Source organism: Streptomyces chengmaiensis, assembly GCF_029846775.1.
GTDB lineage: Bacteria > Actinomycetota > Actinomycetes > Streptomycetales > Streptomycetaceae > Streptomyces > Streptomyces chengmaiensis.
The window spans coordinates 1-891 of sequence record NZ_JARWBG010000131.1 but is presented as its reverse complement, the minus strand read 5'-3'; the positions used below and the strand labels follow the sequence as shown (position 1 = coordinate 891).

Here is an 891-nt window from a genome sequence, read left to right as displayed (position 1 = left end):
GCCTTCGCCGGTGGAGCCGCTGCGGAAGGCGGAGACAACGATGGCGAGGAAGGGGGCGATGGTGCAGCCGAGGGAGGCGGTGGCGTACGCCGCACCAAACAGCGCCATGGAAGGCAGGGAGCGGGTCACCTTCGGTGCGCGCCGGAGCTTCGGGGCCATGCTGGGCAGTTGCCGGCCCCCGAGCAGCCAGGCGCCGGCGGCGGCTATCAGCAGGCCGAAGGTGATGGTGAACCAGGGCAGGTGCTGCTGCACCTGCCCGGCGACCGGCTGGATAGCGAGGCCGAAGACGGCGAAGAGGGCGGCGAACCCGGCGGTCATGGCGGTCGTGGCGGCCAGGGCCCGGCCGACAGCGACGGTGCGGCTGGGGGTGTCGTCGCCGAGGACGAGCAGGGACAGGTAGGCGGGAAGCAGGGCGAAGCCGCACGGGTTGACGGCGGCGAGCATGCCGGCGCCGAGCGCAAGTGCGAGGGGAAGGTCGGCCATGGCGGTTCCTGCTCAGCCGATGAGTCCGGAGACCTTGTCGGCCAGCCCCTTGCCTCCGGGCAGGACGCCTTCGTAGACGGTCTTGCCGGTCTTGTCGAGGATCACGTAGTGGCTCTGCTGGGTGACCTCGAACCGCTTCCACACCTCGCCCTTCTCGTCGGACAGGTGGGGGAAGGAGCCGGTCCCGGTGTCGGCGACGAAGTCGCGCATGGCGGCGTTCTTGTCGAGGCCGGCGACCCCGACGACGTTCACCTCGCCCGAGTTGTCGGCGGCGACCTTCGCCGTCTCGGCGGCCTGCCCCTTGCACGTGGGGCACCACGGCGCCCAGAACCACAAGACCGCCGGTTTGCCCGCGAGCGTCTTCGCGTCGAACGGCTTTCCGTCCACGGTGGTCGCGGAGAAGTTCAG

The 891-nt window shown here is 70.7% G+C and carries 2 protein-coding genes; both read right to left on the bottom strand.

Annotated features, from left to right (window positions below; all coding sequences use genetic code 11):
- Positions 1-483: cytochrome c biogenesis CcdA family protein (locus QCN29_RS36710; protein WP_279933592.1), on the bottom strand; the 483-nt coding region annotated here is incomplete at its 3' end.
- A gap of 12 nt (positions 484-495) precedes the next feature.
- Positions 496-891: redoxin family protein (locus QCN29_RS36705; RefSeq protein WP_279933590.1), on the bottom strand; the 396-nt coding region annotated here is incomplete at its 5' end.